Source organism: Lyngbya confervoides BDU141951, assembly GCF_000817775.3.
In the GTDB taxonomy this organism is placed as follows: domain Bacteria; phylum Cyanobacteriota; class Cyanobacteriia; order Thermosynechococcales; family Thermosynechococcaceae; genus Lyngbya; species Lyngbya confervoides.
Map to the genome: position 1 here is coordinate 19,169 of NZ_JTHE03000064.1, position 16,884 is coordinate 36,052.

18 protein-coding genes, 1 tRNA gene and 1 other annotated feature are annotated in these 16,884 nt (G+C 51.7%); of the genes, 14 read left to right on the forward strand and 5 right to left on the reverse strand.

Annotation, left to right across the window (positions count from 1 at the left end; all coding sequences use genetic code 11):
* Nucleotides 1-53: 53 nt before the first annotated feature.
* Entirely contained in the window at nucleotides 54-2,765 is a 2,712-nt protein-coding gene (locus tag QQ91_RS12115) for an EAL domain-containing protein (RefSeq protein WP_166282391.1), read from the reverse strand.
* Nucleotides 2,766-3,013: 248 nt separating this feature from the next.
* Between QQ91_RS12115 and QQ91_RS12120 the strand changes: the two genes are divergently transcribed.
* The 3 genes from QQ91_RS12120 (at nucleotide 3,014) to QQ91_RS12130 (ending at nucleotide 5,390) form a co-directional block, all read left to right on the forward strand.
* Nucleotides 3,014-3,826, forward strand: coding sequence for a cobalt-precorrin-6A reductase (locus QQ91_RS12120; protein WP_166282393.1), 813 nt, complete (start codon nucleotides 3,014-3,016; stop codon nucleotides 3,824-3,826).
* 91 nt (nucleotides 3,827-3,917) lie between these two features.
* Nucleotides 3,918-4,220 carry an ATP-dependent Clp protease adapter ClpS gene (gene clpS / locus QQ91_RS12125; RefSeq protein WP_166282395.1) on the forward strand — a complete coding sequence of 101 codons (303 nt, stop codon included), beginning with the start codon at nucleotides 3,918-3,920 and terminating at the stop codon, nucleotides 4,218-4,220.
* 12 nt (nucleotides 4,221-4,232) lie between these two features.
* Nucleotides 4,233-5,390, forward strand: a complete 1,158-nt coding sequence (locus QQ91_RS12130) for a class I SAM-dependent methyltransferase (RefSeq protein WP_166282397.1) — start codon at nucleotides 4,233-4,235, stop codon at nucleotides 5,388-5,390.
* Between the two features lie 118 nt (nucleotides 5,391-5,508).
* On the opposite strand, the gene petL is transcribed toward QQ91_RS12130, so the two are convergent.
* On the reverse strand, nucleotides 5,509-5,607 hold the full coding sequence (gene petL, locus QQ91_RS12135; RefSeq protein WP_236096173.1) for a cytochrome b6-f complex subunit PetL: 99 nt from the start codon (nucleotides 5,605-5,607) through the stop codon (nucleotides 5,509-5,511).
* 214 nt (nucleotides 5,608-5,821) lie between these two features.
* Here petL and QQ91_RS12140 point away from each other — a divergent pair, with 214 nt between their 5' ends.
* On the forward strand, nucleotides 5,822-6,397 hold the full coding sequence (locus tag QQ91_RS12140; protein ID WP_201277444.1) for a CAP domain-containing protein: 576 nt from the start codon (nucleotides 5,822-5,824) through the stop codon (nucleotides 6,395-6,397).
* 72 nt (nucleotides 6,398-6,469) lie between these two features.
* On the opposite strand, the gene QQ91_RS12145 is transcribed toward QQ91_RS12140, so the two are convergent.
* Nucleotides 6,470-6,814, reverse strand: a complete 345-nt coding sequence (locus tag QQ91_RS12145; RefSeq protein ID WP_166282401.1) for a hypothetical protein — start codon at nucleotides 6,812-6,814, stop codon at nucleotides 6,470-6,472.
* Nucleotides 6,815-7,011: 197 nt separating this feature from the next.
* Here QQ91_RS12145 and rplS point away from each other — a divergent pair, with 197 nt between their 5' ends.
* From rplS to QQ91_RS12190, 9 genes are all read left to right on the forward strand, one after another.
* Nucleotides 7,012-7,374: a 50S ribosomal protein L19 gene (rplS, locus tag QQ91_RS12150; RefSeq protein ID WP_166282403.1), complete on the forward strand. Its 363-nt coding sequence runs from the start codon at nucleotides 7,012-7,014 to the stop codon at nucleotides 7,372-7,374.
* Nucleotides 7,375-7,387: 13 nt separating this feature from the next.
* Nucleotides 7,388-7,460 (forward strand) — tRNA-Trp (locus QQ91_RS12155).
* Nucleotides 7,461-7,532: 72 nt separating this feature from the next.
* Nucleotides 7,533-7,751: a preprotein translocase subunit SecE gene (gene secE / locus QQ91_RS12160; RefSeq protein WP_250833346.1), complete on the forward strand. Its 219-nt coding sequence runs from the start codon at nucleotides 7,533-7,535 to the stop codon at nucleotides 7,749-7,751.
* Between the two features lie 16 nt (nucleotides 7,752-7,767).
* On the forward strand, nucleotides 7,768-8,391 hold the full coding sequence (nusG, locus tag QQ91_RS12165; protein WP_166282407.1) for a transcription termination/antitermination protein NusG: 624 nt from the start codon (nucleotides 7,768-7,770) through the stop codon (nucleotides 8,389-8,391).
* A gap of 6 nt (nucleotides 8,392-8,397) precedes the next feature.
* Nucleotides 8,398-8,823: a 50S ribosomal protein L11 gene (rplK, locus tag QQ91_RS12170; RefSeq protein ID WP_166282409.1), complete on the forward strand. Its 426-nt coding sequence runs from the start codon at nucleotides 8,398-8,400 to the stop codon at nucleotides 8,821-8,823.
* Nucleotides 8,824-8,933: 110 nt separating this feature from the next.
* A complete protein-coding gene (gene rplA / locus QQ91_RS12175) occupies nucleotides 8,934-9,644 on the forward strand; it encodes a 50S ribosomal protein L1 (protein WP_166282411.1) in 711 nt (236 codons plus the stop codon).
* 48 nt (nucleotides 9,645-9,692) lie between these two features.
* Nucleotides 9,693-9,832, forward strand: a sequence feature (ribosomal protein L10 leader region).
* A 46-nt stretch (nucleotides 9,833-9,878) separates the two neighbouring features.
* A complete protein-coding gene (gene rplJ, locus QQ91_RS12180; RefSeq protein ID WP_166282413.1) occupies nucleotides 9,879-10,400 on the forward strand; it encodes a 50S ribosomal protein L10 in 522 nt (173 codons plus the stop codon).
* 84 nt (nucleotides 10,401-10,484) lie between these two features.
* Nucleotides 10,485-10,874: a 50S ribosomal protein L7/L12 gene (gene rplL, locus QQ91_RS12185; protein ID WP_166282415.1), complete on the forward strand. Its 390-nt coding sequence runs from the start codon at nucleotides 10,485-10,487 to the stop codon at nucleotides 10,872-10,874.
* Between the two features lie 531 nt (nucleotides 10,875-11,405).
* Nucleotides 11,406-12,710, forward strand: coding sequence for a glucose-1-phosphate adenylyltransferase (locus QQ91_RS12190; RefSeq protein WP_166282417.1), 1,305 nt, complete (start codon nucleotides 11,406-11,408; stop codon nucleotides 12,708-12,710).
* Nucleotides 12,711-12,759: 49 nt separating this feature from the next.
* On the opposite strand, the gene QQ91_RS12195 is transcribed toward QQ91_RS12190, so the two are convergent.
* Nucleotides 12,760-13,350: a DUF1997 domain-containing protein gene (locus QQ91_RS12195; protein ID WP_166282419.1), complete on the reverse strand. Its 591-nt coding sequence runs from the start codon at nucleotides 13,348-13,350 to the stop codon at nucleotides 12,760-12,762.
* A 156-nt stretch (nucleotides 13,351-13,506) separates the two neighbouring features.
* Between QQ91_RS12195 and pheA the strand changes: the two genes are divergently transcribed.
* Nucleotides 13,507-14,382, forward strand: a complete 876-nt coding sequence (gene pheA, locus QQ91_RS12200; RefSeq protein WP_236096174.1) for a prephenate dehydratase — start codon at nucleotides 13,507-13,509, stop codon at nucleotides 14,380-14,382.
* 48 nt (nucleotides 14,383-14,430) lie between these two features.
* Here pheA and QQ91_RS12205 read toward each other — a convergent pair whose 3' ends face one another.
* Nucleotides 14,431-16,395, reverse strand: coding sequence for a DUF1822 family protein (locus QQ91_RS12205; RefSeq protein ID WP_166282421.1), 1,965 nt, complete (start codon nucleotides 16,393-16,395; stop codon nucleotides 14,431-14,433).
* Between the last annotated feature and the right edge of the window lie 489 nt (nucleotides 16,396-16,884).

Here is a 16,884-nt window from a genome sequence, read left to right on the forward strand (position 1 = left end):
GGCGGTTCTGCTGCAGAACCCACGATCCCTTGAAATCCTCCCACACCAACGGCTTATGAACTCAACGAAATCCCCGGACAGCAGGGGGCTGAATCACCACTGTTGAGGGCCACGGTGACTGGATGTCGACGCTGCTGCCAATTGTCTTGAAGCATCCGCGTCATCTCCGCGGTTGGCAGGGGTTGACTAAAGTAGTAGCCCTGGACAATTTTGCAGTTCAACTCTTTCAACACCTGAATCTGTTCGGCGTTGTCCACCCCCTCCGCCACAATCTCTAGATCTAGCCCCATGGCCAGCGCAACCACAGCCCGGATGATTTCTAGATCCTTGGTATTGGGTTTGAGATCTTGAATAAAGGAACGGTCAATTTTTAGGGTGTTGAGCGGTAGCTGCTTGAGATAGTTCAGGGAAGAATATCCGGTGCCAAAGTCATCCATAGCGATGTGAATGCCCAGAGTCTGCACCTGTTGCAACAGCTGCGTGGTTAGCTCAATATTCTCAACGGCGGTGGTTTCCGTAATCTCCAGCTCCAAATATTGCGGATCAATCTGGGTGGTGGACAGAATGTGGTCTAGCTCCGCCAGCAAAGTGGGCTGATAAAACTGGTGGGCCGATAGATTGACGGCAACGGAAAGGGGCTGTAGCCCCTGATGATGCCAGGTGATAATCTGGTCGCAAGCCGTTTTTAAGACCCAAGAGCCAATTTCCGAGATGAATCCCGTTTCCTCAGCAAGGGGAATAAAGATGCTCGGCGGTACCAGTCCCATGGTCGGATGCTGCCAGCGAATTAAGGCCTCTAACCCAACAATTTCCTGGGTGAAAATATTCACCTTCGGTTGGTAGTACAGGGCAAATTCGCCTTTTTCTAGGGCACCGTGAAAACTGTTCTCCAGCATGAACATCTCAGGAGCCTTGGCGTTCATGGAATTTTCATAGATTCGATATTCCGAAGACTTGTGCTCTTTGCATTGGTAAAGCGCCACATCTGCATTCTGGAGAAGGGTTTCAGATTCAGTCCCGGCCTCAGGGGAGGCCGCAATACCAATGCTGGCACCGACAAATAGGTTGTGGGCTCCCACCACACAGGGGCGCTTAATGGCCTCAATCATCTGCTGAGCAATTTCCGTCGCCTCGGTGATGGATTCAAGCTGGGGCAGCAAAACCGTAAACTCATCGCCTCCCCACCGGGACACCGTCGCCCCTGGCGGAAGGCACCGCTGGAGTCGTTCGGCTATGGCCCGCAGGAGTTGATCGCCAACGGTATGCCCCAAGGTGTCGTTGATGCGCTTGAAGCGATCTAGATCAATGAACATCACACAAACAGACTGAGTAGACTGGCTGGTCTCTGCCAAGGCCAAGGCCAGCCGTTCCTGAAATAAGATCCGATTGGGGAGATTGGTCAGGGCGTCGTGGAAGGCTTGATGGTGGATAATCTTCTCCGTCTTCTGTCGCTGGAGCGCAGCGCTAATGCTTGCGGCCATGGCAAAAACAATGGATTCTTCCTGAGGCGACCAGGCTGTATCGACCGCACAGTGGTGAAGCTCAATGAGTCCCCATAGCTCTTTTTCCAAAAAGATGGGTACGATCAGAATCGACTGAATCTGCTCCTGGTTTAGGTACTCTCGCTCCGCTTCAGAGCACTGGATGAGCGTGCTGTGAATGGACTGTTCTGCCAGCAGTTGCTGATGCCATTCTGCAAGGGGAGAATCTTGCAGACTTTGGTTATAGCGATGCCCTGACTTGAGAAGGGAGAGTTTGGCCTCACGCACCCATTCAAACTGAAGACTGGTGCATAGCTCCTGGGTTTTGGGATGGAGATGATTGGCCAAAATGCAAACGCGGTCGGCCCCTGCTGCGAACCCAAGCTTGGCGATCGCGGCGTCAATGGCCGCTTCGTAGGCCACATTCTCAAGCAGATGAGTCGTGGCTTCCGCCACGCTTTGCAGTAAGCGATCGCGCTTTTTGAGTTCTGCCTCCGCATGTTTGCGCTCGGTAATATCAAAGGCGCAGCAGCGAATCAGATCCGTTTCGGGAAGATAGTGAATTGTCTGCTCAAAGACGCGGCTGTCCACCGTCACCTCGCGCACCAGAATATTTGATTCAGCCTGATGCACCAGATCAAACAGGCCCTGAACCATAACATGATTGCTGCCTTGCTGACCCAAATTTCGAAATGCCGCCGCGGCTGCGGGATTGAGGTAGGTGAGTTCTCCCGTGAGATTCACCTCAAACATGGGACTGGGGTTGATTTCTGGAAAGGAGGCGAGACGGATTAAAAAGGCGTCGTCGGATTCCTCGGCTTCCCAAAGATTATCTAACTCATACCCGCTCCATTCGCAGTCTGCTTGCTCCGACAGAATCTGAGTGTAGTTGAGGGTCTGACAAAATTTTTGAAATTCCCCCTCAGCGGTGAGGGGCAAAATTAGATAGCGACAGTTAACTCGGGTGGCAAAACGAATTAAATCCCCATGCTGCAGCCGATGAGGAGCGTGACAGCGCTTCCCGTTCACCATGATTCCATTGCGGCTGCGCTTTCCCTGTAAGTCCCCATCAATGAGCATAAATCCATAGCTGTCTTGCTCCATGCCGCTAATTCGCAGAAGCATCGCATGTTGTCGAGAAACGTCCTTCGCCTTTAATACAAGGGAGTTTGATGGATCTCGACCAATGGAATGAGAAGACGACTCTAGTGAAACCACCCGGGGACCGGCGGCATCCTCCAGGACTAGAATATGTCTCCGCTGTTTGGACTCATTTGACTCCACGATTCATCTGCTCTGGGGTAAGGGGGATGGGGAAAGGGGAAGTAACAGACAGTTCGGATGCCTGGCAACACAGAAACAACTGGGCCATGGCGGCCGCGCGGCCCGAAAATCCATTAATCCCGATTTATGGCGTAGGATAAGCATCAGTCCCTTGGTTTAATTATTATTCCCTGGAAACTGCAAAAGTTTCAGACCCATGGGTTAAACCTGAGATCTAACTCGCCCATGCTAGATGCAGATTGGTTGCGATGAATCACGCTCCCTCTCCGAAACTGCGGGGAAAACTTTGGCTCATTGGCGGAACCTCCGAGAGCATTCACTTGGTCCATCAGCTCAGGGCCCAGGCTGAAACGGTGCTGGTAACGGTGACCACCGCAGCGGCTCGCCAGCGTTTTTCTGCCTATCCCACCTTAGGCGTCGAATCCATTTGCTTTGAATCGGATCATCAGCTGCAAGAATGGATTGGCCGTCACCAAATCCTGGGGATTTTAGATGCGTCTCACCCCTTCGCGGTCGAGATATCAACTCGAGCCATGCGGGTGGCCGAGCAGCTCAATCTTCCCTACCTCAGATTTGAGCGATCGCCTGTATCTACTCCAGCCTCTGATTGGGTGCAAGAGGTGGCCCTGGGAGACGAAATTCTACCGCTTCAGGATCTCGCGGGTCATCGCATCTTGTTAACCTTGGGCAGCCGATCCCTGTCGCAGTTTTCGTCCTGGCATCAGCATTGTGAGCTATTTGCTCGCATTTTACCCACAGAGACAGCCGTCCGGCTGGCCCTCAAGGCTGGATTTCCCCGCGCCCATCTAATCGCCATGCAGCCGCCCCTATCCCTAGCCCTGGAATGCGCCCTCTGGAAGCATTGGCGCATCTCTCGGGTGATCACCAAGGCCTCGGGAGAAGCGGGGGGAGAAGACATTAAACGTCAAGCAGCCGCGCAACTGCACATTCCCCTCATCATTCTCCAGCGGCCCGAGGTGTCCTATCGATGGAAAACCGCGTCCCTATCCACGGCCCTTCGGTTTAGCCAACAGGTGACCCGGCCATTGCCGCAGGACTGATTGTGGGCCGATAGGGATTCCCCTCGCCTTAAATTCAAAGGTAAACTAAGGCCAGATTTTAAGTTGTTTCCGGGCTACCTTCTTTGCATCTATGACCAGACATGCTGCCATCGCGGCACCAACCCGTCAAACAAAGGAAAAGACAACCCGCAAGCCCTATCCCAACTACAAGGTGATTGTGCTCAATGATGAGGTGAATACCTTTGAGCACGTAGCAGAATGCTTGATGACCTATATTCCGAGCATGACGCCAGAGAGAGCCTGGGAGTTGACCAATCAGGTCCATTTCGAGGGGGTAGCGATTGTTTGGGTGGGTCCCCTAGAACAGGCTGAACTCTACCACCAGCAACTGCAGCGGGCGGGGTTGACGATGGCCCCCTTGGAAGCCAGCTAGGCTTGCCACAACATGCACCCCTTAGAATCGTATTCAACCCAGAGCCCGCCGCTGTCCCCTCCGTTGCGCCTGGAAGGGCGGGTTCAGTTCCACTCTGGAGATGCCTTTTACCGATCCGCGAGTAGGATGACCCGAGATCTGGGCGTACTGGCAGCAGCGGTGTATCGCTCCCAGCATAATCACCTGCGGGTTTTAGATGTGATGACCGGTTGCGGCGTGCGGGCTCTGCGCTACGTCGTGGAATCAAAGGCAGACTGGGTCTGGGCCAATGACGGCAATCTAGAGCATCGCCCGCTGGTGGAGGCTAATCTTGCTCAGAGTCTATCCCCCCATCAGTATCACTTAAGCTTTGTTTCGGCCCGCGAGGTCTTTGCCCAATGTCAGCAGCAGCAGCAGCGATTTGATTGGGTCGATATCGATGCCTTTGGCAGCCCGGCCGCTCATCTGGCTGGGGGACTGGCGGCAACTCGGATGGGCGGATATCTTTACCTAACGGCAACCGATGGCAAAAGTCTGGCCGGTCAGAATTCACGGCGCTCCTTGGGGCAGTTCAATGCCTACGCGCGTTACCATCCTGCAAAACACGAGCAGGGACTGCGGATTTTAATCGGTTTAGCCATGCAGCAGGCTCAGCTTCAGCATTTAAGCCTGGGTCCGGTTCTGTCATTTTTCTGCGGGAAAACCTATCGGGTGCTACTGAAGCTGCAGCCCGTCGGTCGTCACGCGGATCAAGATTGTGGGTTCTTAGGGTACTGTCACCACTGCGGTCAATATACACGGGTAGATTGGCGATCGCTGCCCCAGGCCCAGTGCCTGGCCCATCCCTACGAGCGTCCCCTCGTGATCAGTGGACCGATGTGGCTAGGACCACTGCACCATCCCCCAACCCTAAAAGCCATGCAAGAACAGGCCCTTGCCTGGGACTGGCCGCGACAGGTCTCCTTACTGGATATCATGCAGGCGGAAGCCCCACTCCCCCCCTTTTACTATCCCCTGGCTGAAATTGGACGGCGAGGCCGTATGGATATCCCCAATCGAGATCGGCTGATTCAAGCCCTGCAAAACCAAGGATATGCCGCCAGCCGCACCTCAGTAGCAGCCCAGGCTATCAAATCAAGCGCCCCGTTGTCCGAGATTGTGGTCGCCGCGCGCCGAGTTATCTCTGGCTAAACCGGATCACTGAAGGGTCAACCTCGGGATTCGTCAGGTCTAGCCTAAAGCGTTACCCCTCAGTGATAAGGGGAATGGCGCTGCCCCCTGATTTTAGTCTCTGCCCCAAGAGACCGAATTAGATCAGCTTTAAGCTTTTCAATCCGTAGAAAAGCGTCACGGCAATCCCAGCCATTACACCCAGAAATAGAAAGTAGCTAATCACGCTCAACATCATGTTTCGAACCCTTGAGAAAATATAAAGCCTTCCCCAAATCTTAGTCGAGCAACGGGAGGGAAAACAAGCCAGGAGGCAGCAATGCTGCCTAGGTATAGCCAGCGCAGCCCCCCGGCCTGCTCCGGGGAGAGACGAAATTTATTTCGGGAGATAATTTTAGCCTGTGGCGGTCAATCCTAAGGGCAGAGAGTAACCCTTTGCCATTGACTGACCTATGACTCGCTCAGCTACTGTCCTTTTGCTTGGTTTGGGAGTTTTGGGCTGGCTACAGCCTGCATCTGCTCAGCCTTGGAATGCCTCACCCCCATCCGTGCGTCCTCTTGCACCGGGGACAACCCCACCTGCAGCCCGGTTAGCGCGCGCCGCTGAGCGCGTGACTGATCTGCGGGCGATCGCCCTGCGGTTGGTCAATCGCGATCGCCAAAGGCAGGGCTTACCCAGTCTCAGTGAGAACGCCTTGCTCAATCAAGTGGCCCAGCGCCATGCAGAGGACATGATTCAGCGTAACTATTTCAGTCACTATTCCCCAGAAGGCCAAACTCCAACGGATCGAGTTCACCAGGCTGGGGGTCGCATTGTCGTTGGAGAAAATATCCTGAACTATCGCCTCGGAACCTTTCGTCCTCGCCGTGCAGATCTGGTGCCTCAATTTCAACAGCTGTTCATGGGTAGCCCTCAGCACAAGCGCATTATCCTGAAGTCTGGCTTTGAGTCCTTTGGCTATGGCTTCGCGGTCACACCAGATGGCAGCCGCATTGTTGCAGTCCAGATGTTCGGAACGTCCCCATGACAAAAACATCCCCATAACAAAAATGTCCCCATGACAAAGAGGATCCCAGCGAACGCGTGGGTTGGCCCAATCCTAAGCCTCTTGATCTAAATATTGGTTCAGGTCCTCCATGAGCTGTGTAAGTTCCGCCTCGGTGGTCAAGCGTAGCCGCTCCTCGCGCAGCGTAATCAGAACCTTGGCAGCAAAGGGAGTCGGCCAGATATTCGGGTTGCAGAAGCACTCGAACAGCAGGGGGCCAGAAAAACGATAGTCCAGGCTTGGCTTGGCTTGGGGACGATCCCCCGTCGTCTTCGGTCCCGCCGGGGTCCGGAAGGCTTGCATCAGGGCTGAAATTTCGGACTGAAGCGCCTGGGCCGCTTCAGTGGAGAAGTCAAAGGAAACAGACCCCTGAATGAGGTTAACGGTAAGCTTAGACATGGCACCTTGGGTCGACCGCGATGGATACACAACAATCATGGCGAGCGATTGCCAGGCCAAGCCCGTTACAATCCTCACTGCTTCCACCATAGCGGAGGAGCCGGAAGAGTAATGCTTAAAAAAAACTCAAGCTTTACCTAGACATTTAAAGTTGTCCTCCTGTATAGTTAGATCTTGCGGCTTTTTTGTGGATGACCATGCACGCGCAAGAAATTATTCGTTCCATCGAATCGGAACATCTTAAGCAGGATCTGCCCGAAATTCATGTCGGCGATACCGTTCGCGTAGGCGTGCGTATCAAAGAGGGCAACAAGGAGCGAACGCAGCCCTACGAAGGGACTGTGATTGCTAAGCGTCACGGCGGAATTAATGAAACCATTACGGTTCGCCGAATCTTTCAGGGTATAGGCGTGGAGCGAGTTTTCTTGCTTCATTCTCCTCGAGTTGATGGTGTCAAGGTAGTACGGCGCGGTAAAGTGCGACGTGCTAAGCTATACTATTTACGCGATCGCATTGGTAAGGCGACCCGCGTTAAGCAGCGCTTTGATCGGGCGCTTTAAAGTACAGTTTTGTGCGCTCTTAGTTCAGTTGGTAGAACGCAGGTCTCCAAAACCTGATGTCGGGGGTTCGAGTCCTCCAGGGCGCGCTTTGCCCCCTTGTTCAAGTGCAATGCTGTTCCAAACCATCAGCAAGACCTAAAACTCCCATTCTTAAGCCCGTGGCCAAAAAAGATACAGTAGAAAATCAGCAACGTCAAGGTTCCAACCCGGCTGCGTTTCTCCAGGAAGCAAAGGAAGAGTTTGGGAAGGTTGTTTGGCCGGACCGACAGCAGTGGATCAGTGAATCCCTAGCTGTAATTTTTATGGTGTCCTTGTCTGCGGTGTTTATCTCCCTAATTGATAACCTCTTTGAATGGGTTTCCCAGCTGGTGTTCTAAAGTGGTGATCTCTGAAATGTCTGACGAATTCATCAATGCAGACTCCCCAGTGGAATCAACAGATGAGTCTTCTGTTCAGGGAGCACGCTGGTATGCTGTACAGGTGGCCTCTGGCTGTGAGAAGAAGGTAAAGTCCAATTTAGAGCAACGCCTTCAAACCCTGGATGTCGTTGATCGCATTGTTCAAATTGAGATTCCCCAGACGCCCACTATCAAGCTTCGTAAGGATGGCAGTCGTGCCTCTAGCGAAGAAAAAGTCTTTCCTGGCTATGTCCTGGTAAGGATGGTCATGGATGACGAGACCTGGCAGGTCGTGAAAAACACTCCCAACGTTATCAACTTTGTGGGAGCAGAGCAAACGCGGCGCTACGGTCGAGGTCGGGGGCACGTTAAGCCCATGCCCTTGAGTCCACCCGAAGTTCAACGGATCTTTCGGAAGACTCAGGAGCAGGCACCTGTGGTCAAGGTCGATATGGAGGCTGGTGACAAAATTGTTGTCCTCAGCGGTCCATTTAAGGACTTTGAAGGGGAAGTGATTGAGGTAAGTCCCGAGCGCGGTAAGCTCAAGGCCTTGCTTTCAATCTTTGGGCGAGATACCCCGGTCGAATTAGAGTTCAATCAGGTTCGCAAAGAGAATTAATCAGCGATGGCAAAGAAAGTAGTTGCCCTTATCAAGCTAGCAATTCCGGCTGGCAAGGCTAACCCTGCGCCTCCCATTGGCCCTGCCTTGGGTCAGCATGGCGTGAATATCATGATGTTCTGCAAGGAGTATAATGCTCGTACCGCAGACCAAGCCGGGATGATTGTGCCCGTCGAAATTTCTGTCTTCGAAGATCGTAGCTTTACCTTCATTCTGAAGACGCCTCCAGCGTCGGTGCTCATTAAGAAGGCAGCTGGGATTGAGAAGGGATCGGGCGCACCCAACAGCAATAAGGTGGGAAAAATCACCACCGATCAGCTGCGCGAAATTGCCCAAACGAAGCTTCCCGACTTGAATGCCAATGATGTGGAAGCAGCGATGCGTATTATCGCTGGTACGGCTAAAAACATGGGCGTCACGGTTGTTGACTAGCCCGGACTGGCTGGGGTCAACCCGGTCAAATTGTTTCACAGTTGTTGTCTCGCAAAATTATCAATGGGGGAGAGGCACTCGTTGCTTCGTTAAGGACCCCAGGAGGATCTATGCCTAAAAAAGTATCGAAGCGATTGAGAGAACTCAACCAAATGGTTGAGGAAAAAGCCTACGCTCCCCTAGAGGCGCTAGAGCTTCTTAGAAAAACAGCGACGGCTAAGTTTCCAGAATCGGCAGAAGCCCACGTGCGACTGGGCATTGACCCGAAGTACACCGATCAACAGTTGCGAACGACGGTTGCGCTACCCAAGGGAACAGGGCAAGAGGTCAGGGTCGCGGTCATTGCTCGGGGTGAAAAGGTTGCCGAAGCCACTGGCGCAGGCGCGGATATTGCTGGGTCGGAAGAATTAATTGACGAAATTCAAAAGGGGCGGTTGGACTTCGATTTGTTAATTGCCACGCCCGACATGATGCCCCAGGTGGCAAAGGTAGGTCGGATTTTGGGACCCAAGGGGTTGATGCCCTCTCCGAAGGCGGGAACCGTGACCTTTGATTTGCCCCAGGCAATCGAAGAATTTAAAGCGGGTAAGCTGGAGTTCCGAGCCGATCGAACGGGAATTGTTCATGTTATGTTTGGCAAAGCCGCCTTTAGTGCCGAGGATTTACTGGTGAATCTGAAGGCGCTGCAAGAAACCATTGATCGCAATCGCCCTTCGGGAGCGAAGGGACGCTACTGGCGATCGCTCTACGTTTCGGCAACGATGGGGCCTTCCATTGAAGTTGATGTTAATGAACTACGCGATATGAAGGCTGGCGAATAAGCCGGCTTGGATCCATCGCGTTTGGAGAAGATTGCCAATTTCCTAGTTTTTACCGTTACATATCGGCCACAGACAGCGGGTGCTTACGCTTAAATATCCCGCCGAGGTTCCGTCAAGATCTAGCAACTGGTTCAGCCTGTGCTAGGTTTCGCCTCGAACGTCGCGTTTGGGGCTTTTTACTGGGAAATTGACCCTAAAGTTTCTGTCTCGACCCAATATAAGGAGGTGAATTGAATGGGTAGAACGCCAGAAAATAAGCGCCAGATTGTCGCTGACCTGAAACAGCAGCTTAGCGACGCGCAAATGGCGGTTGTGATTGACTACCAAGGTTTGAGTGTTGCGGAGATTTCTGATCTCCGCAATCGCGTTCGTTCCGCCGGGGCTGTGTGCAAGGTAACGAAGAATACCTTGATGCGCCTTGCTATCGACGGAGACGATAACTGGCAACCCTTGACCGAGTATCTGAAAGGCTCTTCAGCTTTTCTGCTGGTTAAAGAAGATCTCAGCGCTATCAAATCTTACCAAGAGTTTCAGAAGGCAACCAAAAAAACTGCGATTCGTGGCGCGGTGATGGAGGGAAAACCGCTTTCTGAGGCGGAGGTTAAGGCCTTGGGTGACTTGCCCACGAAGGAAGTCCTCATGGCTCAAATTGCAGGAGCACTCAACGCGATTACTGCCAAGGTGGCCATTGGCGTGAAGGAGGTTCCGTCTTCCATTGCTCGCGGCCTCAATGCCTACGCGACCAAAGAAGGCTAGTCCCTGAGACTTGGGGAGGAGTCGAAGCAACATCGCTTCCTACCCTGTATTGTTCAATCTGCATTATTTATTTAGGAGATACAAATGTCTGCTGCAACGGATCAAATTATCGAACAACTCAAATCTCTAACCTTGCTGGAAGCTGCTGAGTTGGTCAAGCAAATCGAAGAGGTTTTTGAAGTCAGCGCAGCGGCCCCGGCTGCGGGAGTCATGATGGCGGCTCCAGGTGCGGCGGGTCCGGCCGAAGAGGTTGAAGAAAAGACTGAATTTGATGTAGTCCTTGAAGAGGTTCCTGCGGATAAGAAAATTGCAATCTTGAAGGCTGTGCGGGCTTTGACTGGCCTGGGTCTTAAGGAGGCCAAGGAGATGGTCGAGTCTGCGCCTAAGGCAATTAAGGAAGGCGTCTCGAAGGATGATGCTGAGGACGCGAAGAAGCAAATTGAAGAGGCTGGCGGTAAGGTCTCGCTTAAGTAAGCCTTGCCGACTGAGTCTGGCCCGATGATTTCGTCGTTGAAGCTTGCCACCTGGGTGGGAGCTTCAACGACGAATTTTTTTTAGCGGGAGAGGAGGACCGGGTATGGAATTTTGGGCGCTGCACCGGAAGGTGAGCGGCGATACTGAGGCTACTCCCAGGATGCTTTAGTCTGGCGCTGGGTCATTGTTTCGCTGTTCTCAAGTTCCAAATATATAATGCTCACGTTTGTTTGTCCTTCCCGTGGGGAGTCCACCCCCTTGACCGACTCTTGAGCACCCTCAGCTGCGAGAAGAATTAGGAGCTAAGGTGTCTACAAAGATCCCGAACAGATCTACGATGAACAGTGGACTTCACTGTTTGCAAGGGTTCTTTGCTGACTATTGCAGGCGTAACGTTTAACCCCCCCTAAATCTTACAGGTTCCCATCGTGCTCCTGTGGACGAGGTTAAACACCGGGTCTAAACGGACCCCAGAGAAAGCTCAAGTCTGACTGAATAACCGCCAGAAAACCCTGGTTAGAGGAAAGTTTTATGAAACGAGTCTTAGCAATTATCCTAGGTGGTGGTGCAGGTAGTCGACTGTACCCCCTCACCAAAGAACGGGCCAAGCCAGCGGTGCCGCTGGCCGGAAAATATCGTCTGATTGATATCCCGGTCAGTAACTGTATCAATTCTGACATCACGAAGATCTATGTTTTGACGCAGTTTAAGTCGGCTTCCCTGAACCGTCATATTTCGCGAGCTTATAATTTTGTGGGCTTTCGCGACGAATTTGTTGAAGTCCTTGCGGCGCAAAAAACAGAGGAAGATAGCACCTGGTTTCAAGGGACAGCGGATGCGGTGCGGCAATACATGCATCTCATTGAAACCTGGAAAGATATTGATGAAGTGCTGATTCTCTCAGGCGACCATCTTTACCGCATGGATTATCGTAACTTTATTCACCATCACCGACAGACCGGCGCAGACATTACGCTTTCGGTGATTCCCATTGATGACGAGCGTGCCTCTAGCTTTGGCCTGATGAAAATTGATGCTCAGGGGAAGGTGATTGACTTTCACGAAAAACCCACGGGCGATCGCCTTCAGCAAATGCGGGTCGATACTACCACTCTAGGATTAAGTGCCCAAGATGCCCAGATCAAGCCCTATATTGCCTCCATGGGAATTTATGTCTTTAAAAAGGATGTATTGCTGGATCTGTTGAAAACCTCTCCGGAATCCACAGATTTCGGCAAGGAAATCATTCCTAACGCCATTTTTAGGCAGGGGGGCAGCAATCTTAAGGTTCAGGCCCACCTATTTAATGATTACTGGGAGGATATTGGGACCATTAAGTCCTTTTTTGACGCCAATCTGGGTCTGACCAGTCAACCCGATCCAGCCTTCAGTTTTTACGATGAAAAGGCCCCCATCTATACTCGTTCTCGCTATTTGCCACCGACCAAGCTCTTGGATTGTCGCGTTACCGAATCCATTATTGGAGAAGGGTGCATTTTGAAAAAGTGCGATATTCTTCACTCTGTCCTGGGAGTTCGATCGTGGATAGAAGAAGGATGCGTCATTGACAATGCTCTCTTGCTCGGCTCTGACTACTCCCAAACCCATCGCAATCGCTATCTAGAACCTGAATCCAGTTTGCCCATTGGCATCGGAAAGAACTCGGTTGTGAGGCGGGCAATTATCGACAAAAACGTCAGAATTGGCCAAAATGTCAAAATTATAAATGAAAAGGGGCTAGAGGATTTCGACGATCCCCAGGGACGCTTTTATATCCGTAACGGCATTGTTGTGATTCCTAAGAATACGGAAATCCCAGACGGGACAATTATCTAAGATCTAAAATCCATGGGGCTGTGGACTCCTCTCTCAGCCCATCTCAGCTTCATAGCGAGGAGGCATCGGGTACCGGGAGGGAGGGGGAGGAAAGAGAGTCCGGCTGCTCTCCCATGGCCTGACACCAAAGCTGATAATCTTGAACAATTTGCTGTACCAGACGCTGCTTGACGGTTGTCAAGATGCCCTTTAGCAGACTGTTGCCTGTAGTGTGAAGAATGCTCCGTGGCGTCATCCATAGAGCCGGAGGGAGATGGACATCCACCCTGAGGTGTGCAGTGCCGCGCAGCTCCGTTCGATTCTCACGGGTGTAAGCGGCGAGGACGCCATCCAAATCTAGTTTGAATCGCTGGTTGATATAGTCAACTCCCCGTAATTCACAATCAATGGCCCGGAGCTGAATGGCTCCAGCTTCATTGAGCCAGATTTGAATGTCCACGGTGGGCTGTAGCGTCAGCATCAGAAAAGGGCGCGATCGCATCTGCAATCGAAACCGATCCGGGGCCAGCTGTGTGATCTGCTCCGGATCCACAAGAGCGTGAATCAAGCGCTGCGGTTGACGCAGATAGTGACCAATCGAGAGAGCTCCTGGGGTAATCGGGATTGCAATTTTTTGAACGGCTTTAAAATGCGCTTGCATAACGGGCATCATATGCATCACTTGTTATTAATTTAACTATTTTTCAGTCCCACAAGAACAGATTATTTTTGACTGTAGGTCAGCATAGCCTGGAAACCGGTTGCTTTTCAGGGCCCCTCAGCCCTTAGGATGGGAAATAGACCTTGCAGAACGCTGATGATGACGCCGCTTTCAATTGCCTACCTGGGTCCTCCTGGGACTTACACTGAGCAGGCTGCCCTGAATTATGCAGACTGGTTGCAGCGTAAACACTCCTGCGATCCCCCCATCCTCAAGCCCGAGCCCACGATTGCGCAGACCGTCCTAGCCCTAGCCCAAGGAAACGTTTCCCTGGCCGTTGTGCCGGTGGAAAATTCCTTAGAAGGGGGGGTCTCCTTAACCCTAGATTCGCTCTGGAAAATTGAGGATCTTAAGGTTTATCAGGCCTTTATCCTGCCTATCAACCATATGTTCATCACTCAGACGACTGATTTTAGTCAAATCGTCGCGGTCTATTCTCACCCGCAGCCCTTAGGCCAATGTCAAGATTGGCTCTCAGCGACTGTGCCCCAGGCGCAATTGATTCCCACCAGCTCAACGGCTGAAGCGTTGAAATACGTGATGGATCAACGGCAGGTGGGAGCCATCGCCTCCGAGCGGGCTGCATGGCTACATCAGCTCCCCATACAGGCACGCTCGATTCAGGACCACCCGGATAACTGCACCAAGTTTTGGGTCCTGACCCGGCAAAAGGACTGCCCCCTTCAAAGTCCTGGGATCGCGACTCACACATCCCTTGCTTTTAGCGTTGATCAAAACATCCCTGGTGCACTCTTGTCCCCCCTGCGCGTGTTTGCCCAACGTCAGATTAACCTCAGTCGTATTGAGTCACGTCCGGCTAAAACCGCCCTGGGCGATTATGTGTTTTTTGTAGACGCAGAAATCGGAGAAGAGACAGCCCTTTTCCAGGAGGCTCTCCAGGATTTATACCGGAGTACAAATGTTTTAAAGGTTTTAGGGTCCTACAATCTTGTCAGTTTTGCAAGATTGTAGGATGTGGGGCGTTAACCTCATGGAAAGCAAAAATCGCGTTCAAGAAGGCTAGATGACAAACGATTCAATCACGCTATGATGACTCCAGTCAATCTGAAGCATAAATTGATCGCCTTGCTCTCCACGGAACAGGGGTAGTCGTAAATCATGATCATGTTTTTGCGTGGTCATGGTCCGTAGATTTTCTCCATTGCCGTTAAGTAAACTCAGGGAAAGGTTTTCTGGAAGCTCTAACTGATGATCTAGGGGCTGGACCTGTGCCCGAACGCCAATCTTTTGTGCAGATTCCTCTGTAACCGAGACAATCAATGCAATAGTTAAGGCTGAGTTATGGTTGCCCAGTAAAATACGCTTAAACCGTTTTTCAAGCTTCGTCCCACGGAGATGATAGGTGCTGCGTAGGCGGACAGCAACCATCTCAGGATTACTAAAGAAAACCCCCATGGGTTCCCACTGACTGGGGTAATTCTGGTCAAACCACTGACTGAGGCGGACCGGTTCTTGAGTTGAGGAAGGGCTGAGATCAAGGATCTCCTCCGACTCGATATCCTTGGGCAGGGGCGATCGCTGCATACCGTTGCGAGTCTCACCTCCGCTAATCTCTGCAATGAGCACCCCGGTTACATATTCCATAACTAGGCTAGAGAGGGCAAACAGCGACTGATTCTTGACCTCAGGGGTCAAAATCAGGGAGCGCGATCGCAAGGAGGCCAGTACTTCAAATAGATCGCGTCCAGAAATCGCAATGGTCAGGCCCGATTCAATCATTAAAAAAGAAAGGGGTTCCCCCTGAAGAGCCAGGAAAAACAAAACCTCCTTCTCCAGGGGAGAAAGTCGGCTAAAGCTTCGCTGAAGCTGATGGTTAATCTCACCAAAAACAAAGGTTTGGTGTTGCAGAAATGCACTAACCTTTCCATTAAATAACGTATGGCTGAGGCTAGAAACTGCCGTGAGCGCACCTGGATAACCAGAGTAGCGCTTGATTAGCTCGTCCCAGCAGTCCGCATCCTCTAATCGTTCACTCTCAAGTAAGGCACGGGCATCTTCCACCTGCAAGCCCTGCAATTCCATGGGCCTGACCGCAATCGCGTCACTAGTTTGCATAAGAATGTCTGCGGGAGCTTCCAATCCTGTCATGATCAAACAGCTTTGATGGGACACATCGGCAAGCTGGCGGAAAAGCTCCCCATAATCTTCATACCCCTCTGCGTACTGTCCTGCTAGCTGTTGCGCATCTAAAATTGCCTCAATCCCATCTAGAATCAGCAGGCATCGGTGTTTCTTCAGGATGGAAACCAGCTGATTGATTGGGTTCTTGATACGGCTATAGGGTTGCTCAAGCGCTTCAAATAGATTGGCAATCAGGGCACTGAGAGGAGGTTGATGACTGATGGATCGCCAAAGAACATGTTCAAATGCTCCCTGCACGTCGTCAATGAACATTCTGGCAAGGGCCGTCTTGCCCACACCACTCAAACCATGGATGCTAACGACCTGGACATTATCTTCTAAGACCCAGGTATTTAGCTGATCTAGCTCGTCATCTCGACCGCAAAAGACCGGAATCTCTGGCATCACATCCCAAACCGGGTTTGTCACCGCCGAAGGCCAAGCTTCTTGTAGCTTAACGGCCTGTGCATTTTTACGACGGCGACCCCGTGTTGAAGTGGAAATTGGAAGGGTGGAGCTGACCTCTAGAAGGTTGTCACCGACGCCAGCCTGCTGCTCTAGCAATAGGCGGATATTAGTTTTGCTAACCTCTTTGCCCATGGCCGAGGACAAAAGACGCCAGAATTTGGGGCCAATGTCTCGCATTAAATAATTAAGACTGTAGGGAGAGTTATCGGCCATTTGCTCGTACGTCATTCCCTGCCACGTCCCCTTTAAAAGAGTGACCTCAGGTGCACTGAGCTGTCGCCCCGCTTGCGCCAGGATTGCTGCGTTAATTAGCTTAAAAGCCTCATCAAATTCCATGGTTTTCTTACGTTCTTGCGATTGATTAGAGTTGTCCATAGCCCCACTGATTGGACCCCACACTCCAATGTAGCTCTCTAGAATGCTGGTGAACGGCCTTGAGAATGATTATTGGCCCGCCGCCGCTAAGACTCCTGTGTCAAAGGCCCCAAACATTCAGCGTCTTTACTGCGATCCATAAGCAAAGCCACACCTCTCAATATAACCCCTGCAGGAGTAACCGATGCAACCCACCACAGAGCCGCCGCCTAAGGATCTCGCCTTTTTAAAGATATAAGTTTCTTAAGGTGAATAACGAAATTTTGCTGCCTAAGTCCTTGAACCTGCGAGGAGAATAACTGACACACCTGAATATATGATGGTGATGCTAGCATATGTCATCGCCATTTCCGAATATGTTACATAAAGTTCAGTCGTAGGAAAACCAACTCAGGGATAAGAGTCTATCCAATGGCCACCAATTTAATCCGGGACAGAATGCAGTGTGGGCATTTGAGGTTGTACAAACTTTTTGTATCGTCTGGCTTG

Coding starts and splice junctions, on each gene's coding strand:
- QQ91_RS12120 (WP_166282393.1), top strand. CDS start 3,014: ATGAATCACGCTCCCTCTCCGAAACTGCGGGGAAAACTTTGGCTCATT.
- clpS (WP_166282395.1), top strand. CDS start 3,918: ATGACCAGACATGCTGCCATCGCGGCACCAACCCGTCAAACAAAGGAA.
- QQ91_RS12130 (WP_166282397.1), top strand. CDS start 4,233: ATGCACCCCTTAGAATCGTATTCAACCCAGAGCCCGCCGCTGTCCCCT.
- petL (WP_236096173.1), bottom strand. CDS start 5,607: ATGATGTTGAGCGTGATTAGCTACTTTCTATTTCTGGGTGTAATGGCT.
- QQ91_RS12140 (WP_201277444.1), top strand. CDS start 5,822: ATGACTCGCTCAGCTACTGTCCTTTTGCTTGGTTTGGGAGTTTTGGGC.
- QQ91_RS12145 (WP_166282401.1), bottom strand. CDS start 6,814: ATGTCTAAGCTTACCGTTAACCTCATTCAGGGGTCTGTTTCCTTTGAC.
- rplS (WP_166282403.1), top strand. CDS start 7,012: ATGCACGCGCAAGAAATTATTCGTTCCATCGAATCGGAACATCTTAAG.
- nusG (WP_166282407.1), top strand. CDS start 7,768: ATGTCTGACGAATTCATCAATGCAGACTCCCCAGTGGAATCAACAGAT.
- rplK (WP_166282409.1), top strand. CDS start 8,398: ATGGCAAAGAAAGTAGTTGCCCTTATCAAGCTAGCAATTCCGGCTGGC.
- rplA (WP_166282411.1), top strand. CDS start 8,934: ATGCCTAAAAAAGTATCGAAGCGATTGAGAGAACTCAACCAAATGGTT.
- rplJ (WP_166282413.1), top strand. CDS start 9,879: ATGGGTAGAACGCCAGAAAATAAGCGCCAGATTGTCGCTGACCTGAAA.
- rplL (WP_166282415.1), top strand. CDS start 10,485: ATGTCTGCTGCAACGGATCAAATTATCGAACAACTCAAATCTCTAACC.
- QQ91_RS12190 (WP_166282417.1), top strand. CDS start 11,406: ATGAAACGAGTCTTAGCAATTATCCTAGGTGGTGGTGCAGGTAGTCGA.
- QQ91_RS12195 (WP_166282419.1), bottom strand. CDS start 13,350: ATGCAAGCGCATTTTAAAGCCGTTCAAAAAATTGCAATCCCGATTACC.
- pheA (WP_236096174.1), top strand. CDS start 13,507: ATGATGACGCCGCTTTCAATTGCCTACCTGGGTCCTCCTGGGACTTAC.
- QQ91_RS12205 (WP_166282421.1), bottom strand. CDS start 16,395: ATGGACAACTCTAATCAATCGCAAGAACGTAAGAAAACCATGGAATTT.